Origin of the sequence: Winogradskyella costae, from assembly GCF_013403865.1 — a bacterium.
In the GTDB taxonomy this organism is placed as follows: domain Bacteria; phylum Bacteroidota; class Bacteroidia; order Flavobacteriales; family Flavobacteriaceae; genus Winogradskyella; species Winogradskyella costae.
Map to the genome: position 1 here is coordinate 1,095,766 of NZ_JABFDK010000001.1, position 22,641 is coordinate 1,118,406.

The 22,641-nt window shown below is 33.3% G+C and carries 18 protein-coding genes; 1 reads left to right on the forward strand and 17 read right to left on the reverse strand.

What is annotated here, in order from left to right; all coding sequences use genetic code 11:
* Nucleotides 1-6 precede the first annotated feature (6 nt).
* The 5 genes from HM986_RS04655 to HM986_RS04675 form a co-directional block, all read right to left on the reverse strand.
* Nucleotides 7-846, reverse strand: coding sequence for an alpha/beta hydrolase family protein (locus tag HM986_RS04655; protein WP_179333893.1), 840 nt, complete (start codon nt 844-846; stop codon nt 7-9).
* Nucleotides 846-3,605, reverse strand: a complete 2,760-nt coding sequence (locus HM986_RS04660) for a PD-(D/E)XK nuclease family protein (protein ID WP_179333894.1) — start codon at nt 3,603-3,605, stop codon at nt 846-848. Before HM986_RS04660 ends, HM986_RS04655 begins: the two co-directional genes overlap by 1 nt.
* 61 nt (nt 3,606-3,666) lie before the next feature.
* The gene (locus HM986_RS04665; protein WP_179333895.1) at nt 3,667-5,064 is read right to left on the reverse strand and encodes an OmpA family protein; all 1,398 of its coding nucleotides are present in this window, start codon (nt 5,062-5,064) and stop codon (nt 3,667-3,669) included.
* A 134-nt stretch (nt 5,065-5,198) separates the two neighbouring features.
* Entirely contained in the window at nt 5,199-6,392 is a 1,194-nt protein-coding gene (gene kbl / locus HM986_RS04670) for a glycine C-acetyltransferase (protein ID WP_179333896.1), read from the reverse strand.
* Nucleotides 6,393-6,433: 41 nt separating this feature from the next.
* Nucleotides 6,434-9,565: a UvrD-helicase domain-containing protein gene (locus HM986_RS04675; protein WP_179333897.1), complete on the reverse strand. Its 3,132-nt coding sequence runs from the start codon at nt 9,563-9,565 to the stop codon at nt 6,434-6,436.
* A gap of 114 nt (nt 9,566-9,679) precedes the next feature.
* Here HM986_RS04675 and HM986_RS04680 point away from each other — a divergent pair, with 114 nt between their 5' ends.
* A complete protein-coding gene (locus tag HM986_RS04680; RefSeq protein ID WP_218841391.1) occupies nt 9,680-10,288 on the forward strand; it encodes a superoxide dismutase in 609 nt (202 codons plus the stop codon).
* 61 nt (nt 10,289-10,349) lie between these two features.
* Here HM986_RS04680 and HM986_RS04685 read toward each other — a convergent pair whose 3' ends face one another.
* The 12 genes from HM986_RS04685 to accC all read right to left on the reverse strand — a co-directional run bounded on the left by HM986_RS04685 (nt 10,350) and on the right by accC (nt 22,638).
* Nucleotides 10,350-10,910 carry a 4'-phosphopantetheinyl transferase family protein gene (locus HM986_RS04685; RefSeq protein ID WP_179333898.1) on the reverse strand — a complete coding sequence of 187 codons (561 nt, stop codon included), beginning with the start codon at nt 10,908-10,910 and terminating at the stop codon, nt 10,350-10,352.
* Nucleotides 10,910-11,161: an acyl carrier protein gene (locus HM986_RS04690; protein WP_179333899.1), complete on the reverse strand. Its 252-nt coding sequence runs from the start codon at nt 11,159-11,161 to the stop codon at nt 10,910-10,912. The genes HM986_RS04685 and HM986_RS04690 overlap by 1 nt, the downstream gene beginning before the upstream one ends.
* 135 nt (nt 11,162-11,296) lie before the next feature.
* Nucleotides 11,297-12,571 carry a beta-ketoacyl-[acyl-carrier-protein] synthase family protein gene (locus HM986_RS04695; protein ID WP_179333900.1) on the reverse strand — a complete coding sequence of 425 codons (1,275 nt, stop codon included), beginning with the start codon at nt 12,569-12,571 and terminating at the stop codon, nt 11,297-11,299.
* Nucleotides 12,572-12,654: 83 nt separating this feature from the next.
* A complete protein-coding gene (locus tag HM986_RS04700; RefSeq protein ID WP_179333901.1) occupies nt 12,655-13,092 on the reverse strand; it encodes a 3-hydroxyacyl-ACP dehydratase FabZ family protein in 438 nt (145 codons plus the stop codon).
* A 4-nt stretch (nt 13,093-13,096) separates the two neighbouring features.
* The gene (locus HM986_RS04705; protein WP_179333902.1) at nt 13,097-14,149 is read right to left on the reverse strand and encodes a type III polyketide synthase; all 1,053 of its coding nucleotides are present in this window, start codon (nt 14,147-14,149) and stop codon (nt 13,097-13,099) included.
* A 58-nt stretch (nt 14,150-14,207) separates the two neighbouring features.
* Complete coding sequence (locus HM986_RS04710; RefSeq protein WP_179333903.1) at nt 14,208-14,918, reverse strand: methyltransferase domain-containing protein; 711 nt, start codon at nt 14,916-14,918, stop codon at nt 14,208-14,210.
* Nucleotides 14,915-16,048 carry an NAD(P)/FAD-dependent oxidoreductase gene (locus HM986_RS04715; protein WP_179333904.1) on the reverse strand — a complete coding sequence of 378 codons (1,134 nt, stop codon included), beginning with the start codon at nt 16,046-16,048 and terminating at the stop codon, nt 14,915-14,917. The genes HM986_RS04710 and HM986_RS04715 overlap by 4 nt, the downstream gene beginning before the upstream one ends.
* A gap of 94 nt (nt 16,049-16,142) precedes the next feature.
* On the reverse strand, nt 16,143-16,592 hold the full coding sequence (locus HM986_RS04720) for a GreA/GreB family elongation factor (protein ID WP_179333905.1): 450 nt from the start codon (nt 16,590-16,592) through the stop codon (nt 16,143-16,145).
* Complete coding sequence (gene mtgA / locus HM986_RS04725) at nt 16,589-17,272, reverse strand: monofunctional biosynthetic peptidoglycan transglycosylase (protein ID WP_179333906.1); 684 nt, start codon at nt 17,270-17,272, stop codon at nt 16,589-16,591. Before mtgA ends, HM986_RS04720 begins: the two co-directional genes overlap by 4 nt.
* Nucleotides 17,273-17,275: 3 nt before the next feature.
* Entirely contained in the window at nt 17,276-18,391 is a 1,116-nt protein-coding gene (locus HM986_RS04730) for an NAD(P)/FAD-dependent oxidoreductase (protein WP_179333907.1), read from the reverse strand.
* 52 nt (nt 18,392-18,443) lie between these two features.
* Entirely contained in the window at nt 18,444-21,155 is a 2,712-nt protein-coding gene (locus tag HM986_RS04735) for a zinc-dependent metalloprotease (RefSeq protein ID WP_179333908.1), read from the reverse strand.
* Between the two features lie 130 nt (nt 21,156-21,285).
* Nucleotides 21,286-22,638 carry an acetyl-CoA carboxylase biotin carboxylase subunit gene (accC, locus tag HM986_RS04740; protein WP_179333909.1) on the reverse strand — a complete coding sequence of 451 codons (1,353 nt, stop codon included), beginning with the start codon at nt 22,636-22,638 and terminating at the stop codon, nt 21,286-21,288.
* Nucleotides 22,639-22,641 lie beyond the last annotated feature (3 nt).

A 22,641-nucleotide genomic window follows, 5' to 3' on the forward strand; every position in this document is an offset into this window, starting at 1 on the left:
AAAATTTCATTTTAAAAATGATATTATCAAATCACAAACCTCATATAGTTCATTTGAAAGTTCTTTTTTATGCCAAGGATGTTTGGTATTAAAAACATGATCGGCATGGTCAATAATCTTTAACTCGCTCTTAGAATTCCACCCATGTAAGGCTTCAGCCTCGCTGATCTTCACAGAAGTATCTTCAGAACCATGTATAATTAAATGTGGAATGGTTAATTGTTTTTCTGCCGATTCAATATGAAGTCGATTTTCATTGGCTTTAAAATTTTCGTAAAACTGATAGTAATGTGGCATTTGCTGTTTCGTTCTTCCGTTTACAACATACTTAACTCCATCTTTTTTCCAATTTTTAATTTCATCATCTGTACCGAATCGATTCCCAAAATCACTAACACTTGCTAAGGTAATGAGTTTTGTAATCCGTGTGTCTTCAGAAGCTTTAAGAATGGTTATGCCACCACCTCGACTGTGACCAATTAAAAATATCTTGTTGCTGTTTATATTAGAATTTGATTCAAAATGTTTTTGAGCCCAAGTAATAACAGCATCTAAATCATCTAATTCTTTAGTGTAATTGTTATTTCCAAAAGCTTCTAAATCTGGAAAATCCATAGGGTTTTGTATCGTGCCACCATTATGAGAAAAGTTGAACTTTACAACACAATATCCAGCCTTAGCAATATGCTCTGCCATTACATTCCATGCTCCCCAATCTTTATACCCTTTATAGCCATGACAAAATATAACGATGGACTGATTGGTTTTCGATTCATCATAAAACGCATCAATTAAAATAGGTTTTTTTCTATCTCGTTCTAAATTTATATTTTTATCAATGTGCATTATTTGAGCTCTTTTTCAGTGAAATGTAATTCAGGGTTACAAATTTCGGTAATCAGTTTTTTAAGTTCTATTTCAAAATTATCTAAAGTTTCATTCGTAATTAATTGGTCTTTTGTTCTGGCATGAGAGGATGTTTTTTTTCCGAACTTTAAAAGCCCTTCACTTAAGTTTTTAAACGAAATAATTCCAGCTTCAATTGGTAATTCTATTAAATTTTGTTGTCGCATCATATAGGCATAACACAAAATTTGAAACGATTTACTGTACTTATCATAGTCCGAAGTTAAGTCTTCCCAATTAACAATTTCAACTTTATTTTGTTCCACCTTACCAGATTTATAATCGATAACTCTAGTCATGCCATTAAAGCTATCAATTCTGTCTACTTTCCCTTTTAATTTAATAGGAAAATCTAAACCTTCAATTTTAATATCTATAGCTTCATCGGCTTCAATAGAAAGAATTTTAATTTCATTGCCCTGTTTCAGACTATTTAGTTCTAAATCTAAAAAATTAGAAATATAACGTTGCGCGATTTCAAAAATAATTAGGTTTTTACCCTGAGAGAAACCCCCTTTATTGTATAATTCCTCAAAATGTTTGGTTACCATGCCCTTAGTACGACTTTTAAAATCTTTAAGATGCTCAATTGTTAAAATTACTCCTTCTAAAGGTTTATAAAAATCTTCAAGTGAATTATGAATTACAGATCCTAACGTATTCGCTGCTATATTTTCTTCAACCTCATCAAATTCTTTAATTCCCAAAATTTTATCGTAATAAAAATCCATAGGATTTCTAATATAACTTGTTAATGAAGACGGCGAGTAACCCTTACCCGATAGTACTTTAACCTGCTTAATTACTGAAGGCGTTTTAATTATTTCAGTTAACTTTTGTTCTATAATTGGAACATCAGGAGATACTATACTTGTTTTAACATTGTGAATCCCTTCTACTTCCAATTGCGTTAAAAAGCGACTTTTTTCTCCACCTTTTAAGGCATCAATTTCTGTGTTATATAAAATGTATACGTTTTTAGCACGTTGTAAAAGCCTGTAAAAATGATAGGTATAAACGGCATCCTTTTCTTTAAACGTTGGTAGCTTCTTTTCAATTTTAACATCAAAAGGAATAAAGGAATTATTTGTTTTTCCAGAAGGAAGAATCCCTTCATTCACTGAACTAATTATCACCGTTTCAAAATCTAAAACACGCGATTCTAACATCCCCATAATTTGAAGCCCTTCTAAAGGCTCTCCTTTAAAATCTAAGGTTTCTGAACTTAGTAGCTCTTTATAAATAGACTGTAGTGCAGCAACGGACTTAAGATGTTTATAGGTAGAATCTAATTCCGTCAATTGATTAAATAAGGCATTAAAACGATACAAATATTCTAATTCTAAACTGTGATTTTGCTTGTCGCCATCAAAATTTGCCTTCATTCTTAAGATAAGGTCAGAACAGTATTTTAACCCTATCTCTGGTGTATTATTCCAGGATTTAAAAAGTAATGTAATAAGATCGTTATGTGAGGTTGCAAGCTGTATAAGCTCCTCTACCTTAATATAGACCGTATTGTTTTTTTGAATATCTGCGACAATATAACTTGAGACATTCCCAGATTCTGTTTCAAATAGCGGATAAACCGAGGGGTGCGACAGTAAGCTAATAACATCTTTATAATAAAATTGTTTACCGTTGTTTTTATGAACGTTAAATAGTTGCTCAAAAAAAGAGGCTAGAGGCACAAATTGTAATGGCAAACCCATGGTAACATTAAGTTTGCTTATGTTTTTAGGGATTGAATTTAAAACCGGAAGTAATAATTGTTCTTCTCCTAAAACGACAGCGATATTTGATAAATTACTCTCCTTTTCGGTTAACTCTTCTAACAGCTGTCCAATATATTTAGCCTGACCAATTAATTTAGGAATACCTATTGCTTGAATGTTCTTTGGTTCGTTATAATGGTTAGTGACCCAATTAAAAGGGTGCGTTTCAAAGTACTCCCATTGTTTTCTATGTTGTCTCGTAAACAAACCAGCATCGTGTATCGGATCATCAATAAATGCTTTATCTATATCCCAATAAATATGAGCTAATTCATTTTTTAATAAACCCTGAATAATTTGAGATTCCGCCGTATTCAATGCATTAAATCCTAAAAACACGTGTGTTTTCCCTTCACAATTTGCCATGTAAGATTCTAAATTACCAACTGCTTCCCTATAAATTAAACCTTGATAGCCTTGCTTAGATTTAATTAAGTTATCAGTAAACGCTGTATAATAATTTTTGAGCTGTTTCCAGAACTTTAAATGATTTTTAATAAGTTCTGTTTGATTGGGATCTAGCGACCAATGGTGAAGCTCTTTGATGGCATTTAAGTAATCAAAAATATGATCTTGAGGTATGAGATAACGATCAATTTCGTTAAAATCTTGTAATAAAATTTGAGCCCATTTAGAGAAAGACTCAAAAGATTCTTGTTCGTCTGCTTTTGTTAGTTCTTTATAAGTTTCATAAAGTCTAAATAATAAATCTGTATTGGGCAAATTTTGTAAACCAGATAACGCTTCAACAAATTCTTCACTACTGAGTATTTGAGGGGCAAATATAGGCTTATCTATTAATGTAGAGAGATGGTGTTTAAGAAACACACCTGCACGTTTACTTGGAAGAATAAAATATAAATCTTCTAGTTTTAGCTGTTTCTTCTGAAGATCTACAAGTACCGATTTTATAAAACTTATCATTCTATAAAAATAAAAAACGCCCCGAATATCGGGGCGTTTTTTTAATATATTTTAGATGTGATTAGTTTTTCAACTTCACCTCTACACGTCTGTTTTCTTTTTTACCAGCACTTGTACTGTTGCTAGCGATAGGATTAGACTCACCGAAACCAGCAGCCGATAATCTATCAGAATCAATACCATTAGCGATTAAATAATCTCTAACTGCATTTGCTCTTCTTTCAGATAACGCTTGATTCATTGATTTAGCACCATCAGAATCAGTATGACCTTCTAAAGAGAAGTTAGCTTGTGGGTATTCTTTAAAGATAGCCACCATTGACTGTAATACTTGATCAGTTTGCTTCTGGAAAGTTGCCTTACCTGAATTAAATAAGATAGATCTAGCGTATTCATTTAAAGTCTTCATCGCTTCTTCAGTTGGCTTAACTTCAGGACAACCATTGTTTGCCACTGTACCAGCTTCGTTAGGACACTTATCATCTTTGTCTAAAACACCGTCACCATCAGTATCTGGCCAAGGACATCCACTGTTTGCAGCAGGACCTGCTTCATTAGGACAGTTATCATCAGCATCAGCAACACCGTCACCATCAGCATCAGGACAACCAGCTAAAGATTTTAAACCTGCAACCTCAGGACAGTTATCATCTTTATCCATTACACCATCACCATCAGTATCAGGACAACCGTTAAATTCAGCTAAACCTGCAACGTTTGGACAATCATCTTTTGAATCTTGAATACCATCATTATCAGAATCTGGACAACCATTGAAGATCTCTAAACCAGCTTCTTCTGGACAAGCATCATCTTGATCGTATATACCATCACCATCAGTATCAGTACCACCAAACTTAAATGTAAGACCAACTGAATGTTGGAAATGCTTTGGTAAATAATCTTCGAAAGAATGCTTATAAGAAGACTGAATATCTAAACCTAAGTTTTCAGAGAACCATACTTTAAATCCTAATGTTCCGTTTAATGTTCCAGCACCGATTTCGTCTACCCAAGTATAACCACCACCAACACCTAAGTAAGGATCAAATGTTTTTGAGTCAATGATGTCCATAAAGCTATAAGAAACTCTACCATCTAAACCGTAATATGTTAAATCATCAACTTTATTAGTTGATTCAGCACCTGTAATAGGATCGAAATTAGAACCAAATTTATCAATTTTGTTTATAGAACCTTTTGCTGTAAATGTAAAACCATCACTAAGGTATCTAGATACTGAAAGCGTTGAAATTGAAGGTAGAACACTCCAATGATCAGTGGCATTAAAGTACTCATCAAAATAGTCTCCTTGTGGTGCGTCTTCTCCTACTGGGTAAAAGTCAACTGCGTTGGCTCCAAAAGTAATGGCCCATGGATTGTTCTTGTCTTGTGCATTAGAAGTGCTAAAACTTGCGATAAGCACTGCGACAAAAAATAATCTGCTAAGATTTTTCATATTCTAATTAATTTAATTTTAAGTGTTAATTGTTGGCAAAAATAAGTTGTTAAATTGTTTTAACAAAGACAAATGTACAAAATTATTCCAAAATCGCCCTAAAATAAGGCGATTGGGTTAAAATTTGATTCATTTCAGATAACATTTAGTTCTTTACCCACTTTAACAAAGGCCGAAATGGCTTTATCGAGTTGGCTTTTGTCGTGAGCAGCTGAGAGTTGCACTCTAATTCTAGCTTTATCTTTTGGAACTACTGGAAAAAAGAAACCTATGACATAAATACCCTCTTCTAATAGCTTATTAGCCATAGTCTGAGATAGTTTGGCATCGTATAACATCACTGGAACTATGGCAGAATCTCCATCTACAATATCGAAGCCTGCTTCCTTCATTCCTTTCTTAAAATATTTTGTATTCCAATCGACTTTATCTCTTAATGTTGTATCGTTTTTGAGCATATCAAAAACCTTTATTGAGGCACCAACAATTGCGGGCGCCAAAGAATTTGAAAACAAATAAGGTCTAGAACGTTGGCGCAAAAGCTCAACTATCTCCTTTTTGGCTGTTGTGTAACCTCCCATAGCTCCACCTAATGCCTTTCCTAAAGTCCCAGTAATGATATCTATTCTACCTAAAACTCCTTTTTCTTCAAGAGTTCCTATTCCTGTTTCACCGATAAATCCTGTAGCGTGACATTCGTCAATCATCACCATAGCATCATACTTATCTGCTAAATCACAAATTTTATCTAAAGGTGCTACTAAACCATCCATAGAAAACACACCATCGGTTACAATAATTTTGAAACGCGCTCCATTAGCATTTGCCTCAATTAACTGTGTTTCTAAATCTGCCATATCATTATTTTGGTAACGATATCTTGACGCTTTACATAATCTTACACCATCGATAATTGAAGCATGATTTAAGGAGTCTGAAATAATAGCATCTTCCTTGGTTAATAACGGCTCAAAAACACCTCCATTTGCATCAAAAGCAGCAGCATACAATATGGTATCTTCTGTACCATAAAAGTCTGCAATTTTTTGTTCTAACTCTTTATGAATATCTTGTGTTCCACAAATAAAACGAACTGAAGACATACCAAAACCATGCGTATCCATAGTATCTTTAGCTGCTTGCACAACATCTGGGTGTGAGGATAAGCCTAAATAATTATTAGCACAAAAATTTAAAACTTTTTGTCCTGTGGTAAGCGTTATTTCTGCTCCCTGTGGAGAAGTAATAATGCGTTCTTCTTTAAAAAGACCCGCGTCTTTTATTGATTCTATTTCTTGTTGTAAATGATTTTTTATATCTCCGTACATTGCGTTTGGTTTTGAATATGAAACAAATATACTATGAAAAATTAGACTTCAAGAACTTCGATTGTATCATTTATATAAACCACCAATTTATGAGTTACCTTTAAATTCATATCGTTTAAGACAGCTTCGTAACCATTTAATTGTGCTGCATGAGATCTTTCAGCAACACCTGTTTTATAATCGATAATTACAGCATCATTATTAGCATTAATATTGAGTCTATCTAGCCTTATAAGTTGACCAGAACTTGTTATAATATCGCGCTCATTATACACCTTAAAATTATCTTTATAATATGTCTTTAACTTTGGGTGTTCTATTACCTTTCTAACTAAAGCGATTAATGCTTCCTTGTTTTCATTAGTCACATCTCCAGAAATCAATAAATCATTAAAGGCATAGTCAATATCTTCAATCGTTTTTATTTTAGATAAAATTAAATGGACTAAATTTCCGCGCTCTATAGCAGCTTCTTGTTGCGTATCCCATAATAATCCAGATTTTGTAACAATATTTAAATTATGAGCCTCCTTCGGTACTGAAATTAATTTTAAAGGATTAGCACTAATTTCCTTTTCGGAACTATTGTCGTTCGGTTTTAAAGTTCCAAAACTATAAGTGAGTTGGTTGTCGATCCATTTATTTTGATGTTGTAAAAAATTAATAAACATACCTGCATAGGTGTTCTTTTTAACCTCACCTTTTGCACTAATATCTTTTTTTGAAATAATATATAATTGCTCTACAGCTCTAGTCAAGACAACATACAGTAAATTGATATTATCCAATTCTAATTGCGATTGATGTGTGTTGTAAATCAGTGCCCCTGTCTCTTCAAAATGCGCCACCTCTTTATTATAATTAAGTAGCAGTGTATTAAACCCATTATAATCTTTAGCATCTACAGGAAACCAAACTTTGGGTTCTATTTCTCTATAAATATCAAGATCTGCATACGGAAATATAACTACAGGAAACTCTAAACCCTTAGATTTATGAATGGTCATAATCTGAACAGCATTCATATTTTCTGGAGTGACAACACTTAATTTATCTGCTTTATTTTCAAAATAATTAACAAATGCAGCGACATCCGAATTTTGTTTTTGAGTAAATTCTAAAACAACATCCAAATAAAACTGAAGATAGGCATCCGAGCTCTCATTAAGGTTGAATAACCGTACAATATGCTCTACCAATTCGTAAAGTGGTAATTGTAAACACTGATTATTATCTATATACAGATCTAACGCTTTTAAACCCAAAAACATGTCGCTTAGATCTGCCTTGAGATAGGTGATAAAAAACTGATGTTTATCTTCAACCTGAAGTTGATCGGCCAAATAAGAAAGCACCACCACTTTAAGACTGTCGTTATTAGGTTGGATCAATAATTTTAAAAATGAATTGATAAAATTAACCTTATCAGAATTTTTTAGAAGTAAGGTTTCCGAAGAGGTGATTTTAATACCATTTTCATTTAAGTATTTAGCAATTGCAACTCCTTCTTTTCGTTTTCTAACCAAAACACAAATATCATCTAAAGGAAATCCATTGGTTTGGCACTGTTCTATGGTTTCTAAGACTTGGTTTGCATACATTTCATGAATGTCATCCTCTTTCTCGACATTTAAGAAATTGAGATTCACATACCCTTCGGATGCATTATGCGTGTTTTGACTAGCTAGTTTATATAGTTCTGCATAAGCAGGTTCACTAAAAACATTCTCGCTAAGAAACTCAAAAAAAGAATTATTAAATTCAATAACCGCTTTGGCACTTCTGTAGTTGGTATCTAGAGCTAAAACTTCGGCTTCAAGCTGAAATGGATTGTCAATTTTATTATACAGCTTTATGAATTGTTCGGCTTCACCACCTCTCCAACGGTAAATAGCCTGTTTAGCATCACCAACAAGCATTGCAGAACCATTACTGCCTGAAAGGGCATTTTCTAGTAAAGGCACTAAATTTTCCCATTGCATCTTTGAAGTATCCTGAAATTCATCTATGAAATAATGCTTAAATTTTTCACCTAAGCGCTCATAAATAAATGGCGTGGGTTGATTTTTAATTTCTTTACTAATAATTGTATTGAACTCTGAAATCAACATTTTATTTTGATCAGCCTTTAACGCATCTAATTCATTTTTAATAGCATTTAAAACAGACAAAGGAGTGATATTTCTATAAAATCCTTTTTTTAATTTTAGCTCGAAAATTGATTTTTTAGTTGAGACAAAAGCTCCTGCTAATTGCGACTGAATACTTTCTATGGTTGAAGCAACAGTTTCCGAAACACGTTTTGGAAATAACGAATTACCTTCAATTAAATCGTTTTGCCATGCTGACTCAAAATTAATACTGAAGCGTTTGTTTTTTAGATTTTCAAAATGCTTTGGTAATGAACTTCTATTAAAATCATCAAATTGTAATCCCGATTCCTCTAGTAAGGTTAGCGTTTTTGCAGCAGTATTTGTAATAAAATCTTCTTGTTGTTGAATTTGCTGAGATAATTGTTGCTTTACGTTTTTAAAATCTTCAAGCGTTTTCTTCTTTAAAGTCTGAATTGCAAAAAGGTCATTTTCATTAACTAATAATTTCGAAATTTTATTAAAGTCATAACTAATGTCCCAGCTTTTATCATCATCTGCTTTTTCAATCGCAAAATCCACTAAGACTTTCGTTAACGTTTTATCACTTCCCGCTTTAGCGATAAGGCTATCTACAGCTTCATTGAGAAGCCTTTCCTGATCGAGCTCAACTTCAAAATTTATAGGCAGTTTTAAATCGTGCGCAAAAGTTCTAATCACTCGATGCGTAAAACCATCGATGGTAGAAATATCAAAAGCACCATAATTATGAATAATATGCTTTAAAATTTGTTTTGATTTTGCATGAAGCACTTCAGGCTTAATTGCTAATTCCTCACAAATAGCAACAAACATTGGATGTGGATTGCTTAAGCTGTTTTTAGAAGAAAAAGATTTGAGCATATCTACAATACGCTCCTTCATTTCACCAACCGCTTTATTGGTAAACGTTATAGCTAAAATAGATTTAAATTGATCGAGACTTTTAGACTGAATCAGTATTTTTAAATAGGCTTTAGCTAACGTAAATGTTTTGCCACTACCTGCAGAAGCATTATATATTTGGAAGGCTGAATTTTGCAAGAGATAATTTTTATACCAAAATAGGGAATCTTAATAGTTTATTAAGAGAAAATCAGCGACAAAATTGTAAATTTGGGTTGAGACAATTTATAAACCAATTAAAACATTACAATTATGGCTTTCGAATTACCGAAATTAAAATATGCTTATGATGCTTTAGAACCAAATATTGATGCTCGCACAATGGAGATTCATCATACTAAACATCACCAAGGCTACACATCTAAATTAAATGCTGCTATTGAAGGAACTGATTTAGAAGGAAAAACTATAGAAAACATTCTTATTAACCTAGATATGGATAACAAAGCCGTTAGAAATAATGGTGGTGGATTTTACAATCATTCATTGTTTTGGGATGTTATGAATCCTGAAGCAAAAGGCCGTTTATCTGGTGAATTAAAAGATGCTATTGAAGCAAAATTTGGTTCTTTTGATGCCTTTAAAGATGCATTTTCTAAAGCAGCTGCAACACAATTTGGTTCTGGCTGGGCATGGTTATGTGTACATGAAGGAGGTAAAGTTGAGGTGTGTTCTACACCAAACCAAGATAACCCATTAATGCCAGGTGTTAAATGTGAAGGTACACCAATTTTAGGATTAGATGTTTGGGAACATGCTTATTACTTAAACTACCAAAACAGAAGACCAGATTATATTGATGCATTTTTTAATGTAATTAACTGGAATGAAGTTGAGCGCAGATTTGCAGAAGCTAAATAAGCTATAAAATTTTATAAATTAAAAAATCGAGTCTTTTCTAAAAGGCTCGGTTTTTTTTATGCTAAATCACATAAGCACCAAAATAACCATGATGACTTATACTGACCTGAATTTTTACCGAATTACACAATACTGTAGGAATACCAAATTCTGATTTTTGAAATTTGAAATTTTCTTTTGAAAGCTGATGTGATTTTGAAAGCTGAATTAACAATGCTTCTTTCAATATATCGCTGTGGCTCTTTGGAAGATTACCTTTTAATTCTATAATTTTTGAAGTCATTTCAGAATCTAAAAATCGGGCTTCAGATATTATATATCTTGATGTTATTTGAGTTTTAACGTTACATTCAAAATCTTTAAATTTTACAATTCCGTTGAGATTACTAATATCGCATTCAAAACTTTTCGGGTTATAAAATCTGCTTGGATTTTGCTGTGTATATAATTTATAAGCTGCTTCTTTCATGCTCCATAAACGCCACACCATAAGAAATGGATTTTTACAATCATGTATGAATTGCAATTCCTTTGAGGTAAATAGTTTTTCTAAATAACGAGGTCGTTCCCAGTTAGACGTCCTTTTTGCTTCCTCTAAATCTACAACATCATTGCCAACCATTAGGTCTTTAATTTTGTGTTTATAATTAGCATAGCAGCTTTAACATCGAGCATTTTTTCCATGTCTTCATTTTCTAACCTTATACTAAATTCATCTTCAATATCTAAAATGATATCTACGAGATTTGCTGAATTAACTTTTAGGTCATTTATAAAATCTGTGTCTTCAGTAAGATTTTCAAAAGCTTTTTCATCTTGAACATAAGGTGCAATGATGGCTTTTAATTTTGTTATGAGTTCGTCGTTCGTCATATTTATTTCTTTTACAAAAGAGAATGTTGGCTAAATTAAACTTTGTGTAATGCTGTATTGTAAAGTTACATAAAGTGATTACAATATAATTTAATAACTATTTCTAAAATCTAATTGCGATATTATTACATATTGCTAATCGTTAAATTTCTTGAAAATTACACACGCATTCACGTCACCAAAACCAAAACTTGCCTTCGCAATAATATCAAAATTGACATCCATTTTTTCTATTGGAATTTTATTTGAATCTACAAGCGCTTCAATTTCTGGGTGTAAATCTTCGCAATTAATATTTGGTGCTACAAACTGATTCTTCAGCTGAATAATACTTGCCACACATTCAATAGAGCCTGAAGCTGCTAAACAATGCCCAATCATAGATTTTGTAGAGTTTATATATGGAAAATCACTTCCCTTTCTTTCCAAAGCTTTAGACCAGTTTTCAATTTCTAAACTGTCTTTTGAGGTCGCTGTTAAATGTCCATTAATCACTTCAATTTCCTTTGCTGTAATTCCAGAGTTTTCAACTGCTTTTTTTATACAGCGTTGCACAGCTTCTGCGTTTGGTGCTGTTAGCGTACCTCCTTGTCGTTGACCACCAGAATTTACTTCACCTCCCAAAACCTCTGCATAAATTTTAGCGCCACGTTCTAAAGCACTTTCTAATGATTCAAGCAGTAAAGCTCCCGCTCCACTTCCTGGTACAAATCCGCTAGCTGTTGCGCTCATTGGTCTCGATCCTTCTTCTGGGCTTTCATTGTGTTTATAAGTCATAACACGCATAGCATCAAAGCCCCCCCAAATATAAGGACCATGATCACTACAGCTACCAACTAACATACGTTTGGCCTTTCCGTTTTGAATGCGTTCATAACCCATTATTAACGCTTCGGTTCCTGTAGTGCAGGCTGAAGAATTTGTGGTTACTTGATTTCCTAAACCCAACATACCACTCAAATAAGCACTTACACCACTTGCCATGGTTTGCAAAACTACTGTACTTCCTAAACGTCTTACATTACCATCGTCCACACCATAAATTGCCTCTCTAAATTTTTCAACGCCTGAGGTTGCTGCACCAAAAATTAAACCTGTATCATAATCTAATTGACTTTCAGAATCCATATCAAAACCGGCATCTTTCCAGGCATCAATACCTGCGATGCATCCATATAAAATCCCTGAACTATTAAACCCTCTTAATTGTAAATCTGTAAAATATTGTGATTTTTTTTCGTCCGAAATTTGAGGAACACCACCAATCTGACATGAAAATTTAAAATCTTTTAAGTTATCATGACATGTGATTCCGGACGTACCTTCTTTTAAAGATTTTGTAAAATCTGGAACTCCAACTCCATTGGGTGCTACAACTCCTAATCCTGTTATGACTACTCTATTTTTCATCTTGTTTTAACCTTTCTAAAAGGGGAAAAATTTATAATTCTGAAAAGCTATCTGATTTTTGAAAGCTGACAACTCCGTATAAATTAAACTTTAATCATTCCTGATATTGTACCTCTACAAACCAATTCTCCCTTTTCATTTAGCATCTTCACTTTACATTTTAACTTATTAAAACGAAAGACTTCCTTTTCTGAAATTACAGTTACTTTTTCATTGGGCAAAACAGGCAAATAAAAATCCATTTGATGAGATGTTAAAGCTATTTGAGGTTTTCTAACTTCGCTTAATTCATCTTTTAATAAAAAAATACCCAAACATACCAAACCAATCTGCGCCATACATTCTGTAAGAATCACTCCTGGTGTTATTGGGTGATCTTTAAAATGGCCTTCGTAAAAACTTTCATCTTCTTTAAACCTGTAGTGACCTGTTATTCCATTTTCTGAAATAGCATCAATACCATCAACAAATAAGAATGGTGCTTGGTAAGGTAGCCGTTTTATGATGTCTTCCTTTATCATATCATTACCACTCTAACAAAATACGTTGTGCGGAAAAACCTGGCCCAAAACTTAGCATAATTCCTTTATCTCCTTTTGGTAAATCTCGATCCATAAAACGCTCTAAAACATAGAGAACAGTGGCACTACTCATATTACCAAATAATCTTAAAACCTCTTTGGTATCATCTAAGTTTTTACCCAAAGCACCAAACAAATCTTCAACGGTTTGCACTATTTTTTTTCCACCAGGATGAAATATCAAATGATCAATATCTTCAATAGTTAAATTATTTCGTTCTAAAAACGGATGTATAATTTTTGGAAAATGATCTGCAATGGTTTGTGGTACAGATTGATCTAAAATCATTTGCAAGCCTGTGTTTTTCAATTTAAAACCCATCATGTGGTTGGCATCATAAAAATGATACATGGCTTCGTCTATGATTTCGGGTCCTTTTTCATGATCATAAGATGATAGAATTACACTTGAACAGCCATCTCCAAAAATAGCTGCACTGACTATATTTACCATAGAAAAATCATTGAGCTGAAAAGTTGCAGTTGGCGCTTCTACTGCAATAACAACAGCTCTTTTATTTGGATTTGCTTTTAGAAAATTCTTAGCATAGATTATTCCTGAAACTCCTGCTGCGCATCCCATTTCTGTCACTGGCAAACGAACAATGTCTTGTTTCATTTTTAAGCTATTTATTAAATAAGCATCCAACGACGGAATCATAATCCCTGTGCAACTTACTGTAATAATATAGTCGATATCTGTAGGTTGTAAATTTGCTTTATCTAAAACTTTCTGTAAACTCGCTTCTGCTAATTTTATAGATTCTCTAATATAAATATCATTTTTTTCCTCAAAAGAGGTACTTACAAAAACCTCTTCAGGATCCATAATAGAATACCGCTTATCTACCGCTGCATTTTCAAAAATCTTTAAGACTTTTCGTTTAAAACGTTCTTCTTGCCCATCTAACCATAACTCAACAAAGGGTAAAATATCTTTAGTTTCTCTGCTGTATTTTGGTAATTGTTTTGCTACTGCTGTTATTTTTACTGCCATATATTTTCTATTAAAGGCGATTTTTATTTTTCGTTTTTAAACAAACCTGCATAAATACTCAACTTCGAATAAGCCATTGATAACGAAAAGCCCATTGCCAACGAATCTCTGATTTTAGATGTAATGTATTAGAATATGTTTCCAAATCCTTTCGGCTAAACGCTCTTAAAATTGAAGTTAATCCGTCTTCAACTATCATATCGTTAGAAATTGTTAATCCTAATAATTGAAATAATCTATAAGCTATTTTACTACGCTGCAAATCGTTAACCACGATTCCTAAGTTAGCATTTGTTGAAAGACGTTTTAATAAACTTAAAATATCGTTATCCTTAAAATGATGCAAAAACAAGGTGGTTAAAGCGATATCAAACTCTAAAACTTCAAATTGATCTGAAAAAACATCAATGCTTTCAAAGCTTAATTCCGGAAAATCAGTTGACAATTCGTTGGCATAAGCAATAGCATCTGCATTAGCATCTATTCCAATTAATTTAAAGTTGTACTGATGCTTTCTTCCATAGTTTGCGACTAACCTTAAGATATCTCCATGACCACAACCTAAATCTATAATGGTGTAGATTTTATCTTTAGGTTGATTTTTTAAAAGTTGAGCGATGCCATTTAGAGTTACCCGATTGCCACCCAACCATTTATTAATGTTACCGAGTTTATCCAAAGTATCCCGAAGCAATTCTCCCTTAAGAGAAAAATCGTCCATGATTTCGGTTTTGTTACTTCTTAATTTGGTATCTAAAAATAAGCTCATTTTATTTTCATAGGTTTACCGTGTGTCATTTTAATAATCATTGGCATTAAAAACGGGAACCATCTCAATACCGTTAACAATTTTGGAGCCAACCAATCTTGTCTAAACAAATACGCAATGCTATGTCCTGCTTTTAACCTTAGACCGAAAGTTTTCTTCCAACTTTTAGTGTATCGATTTTCTAGTGTTTTGCGCAATTCAATTTTTCCTTGAAGATAATCAATAATCAATTCAGATGCTAATTGCGCACTTCTTATTGCCATTCCCATACCGTTTCCGCATAATGGATGAATCATACCCGCTGTATCTCCGCACATTATGATATGGTTTTCTACAGGTTGTTTCGTTTCGAAGGAAATTTGACTAATGGTTATTGGCTTTTCAAATTGTGATATTGTAGTCTTAAAAAGTCTCTTTAATTCGGAATTTTTAAAAAGTACTTCTTCTTGAAATGTGGCAATGTCTTTGTAGGTTTTGAAAGCTTCAAAATTAGTAATGTAACATAAGTTAATATGGTTATTTTCTACTTTTGAAACACCACAGTAACCTCCTTTAAAATTATGTAATGCAACTTTATCCTCAGGAAAATCTCCTGAAACATGAATTTTAACTCCTAAATATGGTGACTTCTTTTTAATGAATTTTCTGTTAAACTGAACATCTAAATTTGAGCGTTTGCCATATGCTCCAATAACTATTCTTGCTTGGAAAATTTGATTCGTTTTTGTTTTAACTTGAAAGTTGTCCGCTTCAAAATTAACATCCACTACAGAATCTTGAAGTACAGAAACACCGTTTTTAATAGCTAATTGATACAGTTGAAAATCCATCTCATAGCGACTCATACCAAAACCACCAAGCGGTAAATTAGCTACAATCCTTTTATTGTTATGTGTGGTTAATTCGAAATTAGAAATTTGTTTTGCACCGAATTCAAAAGGATTAAAACCCAAAAATTCTAAATAAGGCAATACTTCATTAGATACATACTCTCCGCAAACCTTATGTTTTGGATACTCATTTTTTTCAATGAGTAAGACTTCTAATTTAGATTTCGCTAAATGAATTGCACTTGTTAATCCGGCTAATCCACCACCAATAACTATAACATCAAAGTGTTTTTTCTTCATTGAATCTTTAAGTAGGGTATAACATTATTTGCTATGACATCTATCTTGTTAAGTTACATAAGAATACAAAAAAAGAAAAATAGTTTAACGTTTTCTATTCTATTTTAGTAATAGTAAACACGTCATCTCTAAATTGTATTGTATCACCGACCATTTTTGAAAGTAATAATTGTGCCATTGGTGTCGCCACCGAAATGGCATAAATTTTACAATCTTTTAAACTGATTTCACCTGCACTAATAGCTATAAAATAATTGGCTTTTGATGTGAACACCACACTGCCAAATGCGACTCTTTGATGCTTTGATTCTATATTAATGTTCTGAAGAATTTCTTTTTGTTTTTCAATTTCAGCTAATTGATGACCGGCTTTCTCACGTTCTAACTGTAACATCGCTCTACCAGTTTCGTGCTTGTCTCCTGCACTACTTTTGGTTTCAGATTGCAATGAATTTTGGATGTCTGAAATCGTTGTTGTAACCGTTAATAATCGGTTATTAATAAACTCTAAACAGGACTTATACAATTCTTCTTTTATATTCATTCTTTAATCTTTAAGTCTAATTTTCCATAAAATCGCATCTGTTTTACAATCCACTGCTTTCGATTTTGTATATATACTGTTGCCGGATTTGCTCGATAATTTCTTGGGTTAGGTAATACTGAAACAATTGCTGCAGCTTCATAAGCATCTAAATTCGCTGCCGATTTCTTAAACCAATATCGTGATGCTGCTTCTGCACCATAAACCCCTGGACCCATCTCAATACTATTTAAATACACTTCGAGAATGCGTTCTTTGCTCCAGATCATTTCAATTAAAAATGTAAAATAGGTTTCTAAGCCTTTGCGTAACCAGCTACGATCTGGCCATAAAAACACATTTTTAGCTGTTTGTTGGCTTATAGTGCTTCCACCCTTAATACGCTTACCTTTTTTATTGTGTTCATACGCCTTTTCAATGGCTTCGACATCAAAACCGCTATGGTTTAAAAACTTTTGATCCTCACTACAAATAGCAGCTAACTGTAAGTTTTTAGCTATTTTATCTATTGACACCCAATCGTGTTTCCACATTTTAGAATCTTCATCACTTTCAGCATATCTAATAACCATTAAAGGTGTAAAAGGAACAGGAACGTATTTAAATAGAAATACGAAACCTATAGAAAGCGCAACAAACCATAAAAGGATTTTTATTAAAAACCGAAATAATTTTTTCATAAATTAATCTAATAATTGAGCTAATTGGTTCCCAATGGTGCTACCGATTGCAATTCCCATTCCTCCTAAACGTACTCCGCAATACGTATTGTTTGATAATTGTTTTACTATCGCTTTTTTCTGCTTTCCGACTCCCATTATGCCACTCCAACGATGGTCTATTTCAAATTTAGTATTAGGTAAAATAGTTGTTTTTAACAAGTCGTCTAGTTTATTTTGAATGATTTGTGTTTCTCCAAATACCGTAGTTTCTTCAGTTTTAAAATCTAGATTTCGGCCTCCACCCAACAAGATTCTATTGTCTATATTTCTAAAATAATAATACCCTTCATCTAAATGAAATGTTCCTTCAATATGTAAATTATCAATAGGTTTAGTAATTAAAACTTGTGCTCTTGCTGGTTGAACATCAGAGATATTTAATTGTTTAGCAAATCCGTTTGTAGCTATAAAAAGTTTCTGGGTTGAAAGCGTAAAATGATTCGTTTTTAATTTTACAGAATTTGAATCTTCTGAGAAGGTTTCAACAACACAATTATTCAATATTTTAATGCCTAAGGATTGCACTTTATACAATAGAGCATCCATCATTTTTCCTGTATCAATCTGGCCTTCAAATGAATTAAAACAGTATTGTGATTGTATATATTTAAATCCGAAATTATTTTCTTTGAATGAGAATACCTCCTTATTAAATAAGGGCTGCAAAAGTTGATTAATGTATTCCTGCTTATTAAGACATAAATTATATAACCGTTCATCAGAATCTAAGAACAATTCATAACCTCCAAGATTTCTATAACTTATAGCGTCATCACCTACTGTTTTACGAAGTAATTGAAGTCCCTCAATTCGATTTTTAATTAAGTCTAAAATTTCAATTTCCGAATGGTGGTTTAAATCATTTATAATTTCGCTTAAACTTCCAAAGCATGCAAAACCTGCATTTTTAGTACTCGCTCCTTGTGGAAGTATTCCTTTTTCAAGAATTAAAATCTTGGCGTTTGGAAATCGCTGTTTGAGTTGTAAGGCACAATTAAGACCAACAATGCCACTGCCAACAATTGTATAATCGATGTCAGTTAACCAATTTTTTATTTCCCAATATGACACATTCATAGCATAAAAAAAGCTCCTAAAGTTAGGAGCTTTTTTAAATATAATTTAATGTTTAGTCAACTATAATTTTCTTAGTTACTTTTTGAGCGCCATCTACAATGGTTAATAAATACACACCAGATTGTGCGTTATTAAGTTGAATAGTCTCTTCGAATCTACCTCCATTTTGGAAGTTCTTTGCATAAATAGATCTCCCTCTAATATCATAAACAGCTACAGAAACGTCCTCTCCAGACCTTGGATTAAATTGGATATTAAATGTGCCATTATTTGGATTTGGATAAATACTTAATTGATCTAGTTCGTTATCCTGCACCGACAATACGGGTTGAACAGAGTTTTCACAAACCTCAATTGTTACTGTGTTTATTGCACTATCAGTACCGTTAACTGTATTGTCAAAAATAAAGAATACCCAATCCCCTTGAGAGTTTGTACCATCTACAACAGATAATGCATCTTGTGGAATAACGCGATCTCCATTACTTAAAGTAGCACAATTGATAGCACCACCCTCATCATCAAAAATTAAATTTGGATTTGCAGTACCAGAACATTCTTGGGTCGCTAAGTTATAAAGGGATGTACCGGTATAAGCTGGGTGCCTAAAACCATATAATAAATCACCACTATTGGGGTGTGTTATATCTACTGAAATATTTGCATCTGTGATATTTAAAGAAACTGGTACATTAAGCCCATAGCCTGAGTAATTCGCTAAGCTTTCTGGTACTCTTAAACCCCCAAAATCATAGGTGTAACTTTCACATACGTCTACAGCTTCATAAATATAATTACCTATAGCGAAAAAAGTAGTATTAAGGTTGTAAAAAATATTTCCCGCACCTTCAACCATTATTCTACATTTTGCTGCACTTACGTTAGGAACAACAATCTGGTGAGAGCCGTCATTTGGCACATTAGTAGCTAAAAAAGTATTATATGTTAAACCTTCGTCTGTTGAAAGTCGAATATTAACATTTGCCGTATTAACACCGTTACCAGTTGTACCAGCGACATTCCAAGTTATGGTTTCTGTTTCGCCAGGCGTCCAAGTGATTTCATTAGCGCTTTGTGATGTCACAGTAAATGGACCCGCTGTAAAAACATTAGAAATAGTCATTTGGTCCGAATCTGTTTGTCCGCCTCTAGCATCATTATCTCTAACAGTTAGCATAAAATTAATACTTCTGGTTAAATTAGATAATTTTTCCCATTCTGTTGATGTCCCTCCATTAGTTAAAACATCTGAAAACTTCGGTACATACCTTATCGGATCATCAGTACCTTCGTAAGACCTTACTAAAGGCCCAGTGAACGTTGTTTCTGTTGGCAATCCTGCAGATCCTAAATCGTATTGTTCCCAAGTGTAAGTTAATGTTTCGAGACCATCTGCATCCGTAGAATTATTACCATTTAGTTTATAAGGAGTTCCTCTAGGTATGGTATAATCAGCTCCTGCATTTGCTACAGGTTCCGTATTCCCTGTTGAGATAGTATTTATTGGACAAGCCCCTGAACTAGTCACATGACTCCATATAGTATTTAAACTGTTTTGATGAAAATAAGCATCACTTCCAAATTGTATATTATCAGAACCACAAATACCTGCATAGGCCATAATAGTTGTTCCACTTCCCGGCTCATAGGCAGTAGAACTAGATCTATTTGCACCTGAACAACTTCCCACTGTTCCGTTAAAAGTGTGTGGTGCTCCAAACTGATGACCAAGTTCGTGAGCAACGTAATCTACATCGTAAGAATCACCAATTGGTTGATTAGACCCAGTAATACCTCTTCCCTTTCTACTACCAACGCATGTAGATGCTAAACTTGCTAAACCACCTGAAGAACTGGTGCTAAATGTATGTCCTATGTCAAAATTAGAAGTACCTATTTGAGCGGTAATTTGATTATGACTTTGTTGAATTAATAAGCTTCCATTATCATTATCAAATGGGTCAGTTTCAGCGTTAGTATAAATTAAACTAGCATTATTAGCAACTAAGGTCATTGTAATTGACAATTCTCTTTCATAAATACCATTTATTCTTGTCATGGTTGTTACTACCGCTGCCAATGCTTCGGCAACAGTTCCTCCATGAAAAGCGGCATATTCCCCTGTACAAGCTATAGCTATACGATAATTTCTCAAAATACCATCATCAGCATTTTTCGTTGTAGGAGCATTAAAAGTCCTAGCATCGAAGGCAGCGTCTTCATCTATAACACCACATTCAAATTGAAAATCACTTTCTGTTAAATCACTCTTAGAATAAACCGTGTATATATGCCCTTCTTTAGAAAATGGATCAATAAACTGAGTCCCCTTTGATGTGCCTAAAAACATGGCATGAAAACCTTTAGGTGTAATACTAAACCTAATTATTTCTGTAGGATTATCAATGCCTTGGCCAGCATAAGTTCTCATATTTGGAAACTCCGCCTGTAGTTCTGGCTCCATAATTGAAGCTTCAAACACTTTGAACCGATTTAGTTCACCTTCCGAATTTGGAAAAGAAATTATAGTATTTCCTGGATTTTCTCTGTTTCCGACATTTTGAAGCGCATTTTTTAACTTTTCAATGCTTAATTGAAAAAAAACCTCAGATTTAAGATTAATTTTTCTTACAACCTGTTCTGTTTTTTTTGCTTTTGATTCATTAATACTACTCCACAATTCATCTGATGTTTGCGAAGTTGCTGAAATAGAAAAGCATACCATTAAAATAGCTATACATTTTGCTACGTAATTTTGAGACATAATTTGTTTTTTTTTAAATAATCCTTAAAGTTACGGTAATAATTTTATAAATAATAAACCGTACTCTGTTGAATACGCATAGAAACATCATTAAATAAAAAAAACCCAAATTTACATTTGGGTTTTTTTTCTATTCTTCAATCTCTTTTTCTAATTTAAAATCTTCCATAAACTTAGTCGTATAATTACCTGCTAAATAATCTGGATGATCCATTAGCTGCCTATGAAAAGGTATTGTTGTTTTAATACCTTCAATCACAAACTCGTCTAACGCACGTTTCATTTTATTGATAGCTTCTTCCCGCGTTTGAGCCGTTGTAATTAATTTCGCGATCATAGAATCGTAATTAGGAGGAATGCTATAACCCGCATAAACATGAGTATCTAATCGCACTCCATGTCCACCTGGCGCATGTAAGGTTGTTATTCTACCTGGTGACGGTCTAAAATCGTTAAATGGATCTTCAGCATTAATTCTACATTCTATAGAATGCAAGTTTGGAGTATAGTTTTTACCAGAAATTGGCACACCTGCAGCTACTAATATTTGCTCTCTAATTAAATCGAAATCAATAACTTGTTCTGTAATTGGGTGTTCTACTTGGATACGTGTATTCATTTCCATAAAGTAAAAATTTCTATGTTTATCTACTAGAAATTCTACCGTACCAGCACCTTCATATTTAATGAACTCAGCAGCTTTCACAGCAGCTTTACCCATTTTAGTTCTCAGTTTATCAGTCATAAAAGGAGAAGGCACTTCTTCTGTTAATTTTTGATGACGTCTTTGTATAGAGCAATCTCTTTCTGATAAATGACATGCTTTTCCACGAGAATCACCAACAATTTGAATTTCAATATGGCGTGGCTCTTCGATAAGCTTTTCCATATACATATCATCATTTCCAAAAGCAGCTTTAGACTCTGAACGTGCAGATTCCCATGCATTTTGAAGATCTTCTGGTTTCCAAACGGCACGCATACCTTTTCCACCACCACCTGCAGAAGCCTTAAGCATTACAGGATACCCTGTTTCTTTAGCGACTTTTACACAGTCTTCAAAAGTTTCAATAATACCTTCACTTCCGGGAACACACGGCACTCCAGCAGCTTTCATTGTCGCTTTTGCATTAGCTTTATCTCCCATTCTGTTGATCATCTCTTCAGATGCACCAATGAATTTTATACCATGCTCTTCACATATTTTTGAGAATTTTGCGTTTTCAGATAAAAACCCATAACCGGGGTGAATAGCATCTGCATTTGTAATTTCTGCAGCTGCAATAATATTTGATATCTTAAGGTAGGACTCACTACTTGGTGGTGGTCCAATACAAACAGCTTCATCCGCAAACTTAACATGAAGACTTTCTGCATCCGCTGTAGAATATACAGCTACCGTTCGTATGCCCATTTCCTTACAGGTTCTAATAACTCTAAGCGCTATTTCCCCTCTATTGGCTATTAATATTTTTTTAAACATAAC

What these genes read in the sequence shown, in the direction of transcription:
- HM986_RS04655 (WP_179333893.1), bottom strand. Translation starts at nt 846, where the DNA reads ATGCACATTGATAAAAATATAAATTTAGAACGAGATAGAAAAAAACCT.
- HM986_RS04660 (WP_179333894.1), bottom strand. Translation starts at nt 3,605, where the DNA reads ATGATAAGTTTTATAAAATCGGTACTTGTAGATCTTCAGAAGAAACAG.
- HM986_RS04665 (WP_179333895.1), bottom strand. Translation starts at nt 5,064, where the DNA reads ATGAAAAATCTTAGCAGATTATTTTTTGTCGCAGTGCTTATCGCAAGT.
- kbl (WP_179333896.1), bottom strand. Translation starts at nt 6,392, where the DNA reads ATGTACGGAGATATAAAAAATCATTTACAACAAGAAATAGAATCAATA.
- HM986_RS04680 (WP_218841391.1), top strand. Translation starts at nt 9,680, where the DNA reads ATGGCTTTCGAATTACCGAAATTAAAATATGCTTATGATGCTTTAGAA.
- HM986_RS04685 (WP_179333898.1), bottom strand. Translation starts at nt 10,910, where the DNA reads ATGGTTGGCAATGATGTTGTAGATTTAGAGGAAGCAAAAAGGACGTCT.
- HM986_RS04690 (WP_179333899.1), bottom strand. Translation starts at nt 11,161, where the DNA reads ATGACGAACGACGAACTCATAACAAAATTAAAAGCCATCATTGCACCT.
- HM986_RS04695 (WP_179333900.1), bottom strand. Translation starts at nt 12,571, where the DNA reads ATGAAAAATAGAGTAGTCATAACAGGATTAGGAGTTGTAGCACCCAAT.
- HM986_RS04700 (WP_179333901.1), bottom strand. Translation starts at nt 13,092, where the DNA reads ATGATAAAGGAAGACATCATAAAACGGCTACCTTACCAAGCACCATTC.
- HM986_RS04705 (WP_179333902.1), bottom strand. Translation starts at nt 14,149, where the DNA reads ATGGCAGTAAAAATAACAGCAGTAGCAAAACAATTACCAAAATACAGC.
- HM986_RS04710 (WP_179333903.1), bottom strand. Translation starts at nt 14,918, where the DNA reads ATGAGCTTATTTTTAGATACCAAATTAAGAAGTAACAAAACCGAAATC.
- HM986_RS04715 (WP_179333904.1), bottom strand. Translation starts at nt 16,048, where the DNA reads ATGAAGAAAAAACACTTTGATGTTATAGTTATTGGTGGTGGATTAGCC.
- HM986_RS04720 (WP_179333905.1), bottom strand. Translation starts at nt 16,592, where the DNA reads ATGAATATAAAAGAAGAATTGTATAAGTCCTGTTTAGAGTTTATTAAT.
- mtgA (WP_179333906.1), bottom strand. Translation starts at nt 17,272, where the DNA reads ATGAAAAAATTATTTCGGTTTTTAATAAAAATCCTTTTATGGTTTGTT.
- HM986_RS04730 (WP_179333907.1), bottom strand. Translation starts at nt 18,391, where the DNA reads ATGAATGTGTCATATTGGGAAATAAAAAATTGGTTAACTGACATCGAT.
- HM986_RS04735 (WP_179333908.1), bottom strand. Translation starts at nt 21,155, where the DNA reads ATGTCTCAAAATTACGTAGCAAAATGTATAGCTATTTTAATGGTATGC.
- accC (WP_179333909.1), bottom strand. Translation starts at nt 22,638, where the DNA reads ATGTTTAAAAAAATATTAATAGCCAATAGAGGGGAAATAGCGCTTAGA.